This is a genomic window from Streptomyces sp. ME02-8801-2C, from assembly GCF_033793965.1.
In the GTDB taxonomy this organism is placed as follows: domain Bacteria; phylum Actinomycetota; class Actinomycetes; order Streptomycetales; family Streptomycetaceae; genus Streptomyces.
Map to the genome: position 1 here is coordinate 1 of NZ_JARAXP010000059.1, position 723 is coordinate 723.

General features: G+C 70.1%; 1 protein-coding gene. It reads left to right on the forward strand.

Annotated elements, in window-relative coordinates; genetic code table 11:
* The coding region (locus PV396_RS44925; RefSeq protein WP_319214171.1) for a TetR/AcrR family transcriptional regulator at window positions 1-565 on the forward strand (565 nt) is incomplete at its 5' end.
* Window positions 566-723: the final 158 nt, after the last annotated feature.

Here is a 723-nt window from a genome sequence, read left to right on the forward strand (position 1 = left end):
CCGCGCCTCGGGCTACAACGGCACGAGCGTCGATGACATCAGTGCCGCCACCGGCCTGGGCCGAGGCAGTCTCTATGCCGCGTTCGACGGCAAGCACGGTGTGCTGCTGGAAGCGATGGGCGGCTATTTCGCCCGGCTGGGGCAGGGCCCGCCGAAGATGCTCGCCGGACCGGACGAGGGCGCCCTGGAACGACTGCACGCCTACTTGCTGCGCGCCGTCCACGGGGTGTCACTCGCCGCCGACGTGCCCCCCGCCTCCGACCGGACGGCGGCGACCTGCTTCGCCGCGAAGATGGCCCTGGAGGTCGGCGCCTCCGACCCCGAGGTGAGACGCCTGGCCAACGACTGCTTCTCCGTGGTCGCCACGGCGGTGGCCGACTGTGTGCGAGCGGCGCAGCGCCATGGTGACATCGACCCCGACGCGGATGCCGACGACCTCGCGTTTCTTGTGCTGACCGTCATTCGCGGGAGCGATGTCGTCGGCGCGTACGGCCACAGCCCCGACCGCCTGACCTCGATCGCGGAGAGCGCGTTCGCCCTGCTGCCCCGCCCACGCCACCAGTGAGAAGGACACGGCCGGCCTCGTCGCACAGGCAGCTGACGAGGCCGGCCCACTTCGACACCGCCTAGAAGACTCATGAAGATCTTGGGGTTCTGGTCCTGCCGCGTCAGCGGCAGGGCCAGACTCGTCATGTGGCGATGGGTGAGTGGGTCGGCGAGATG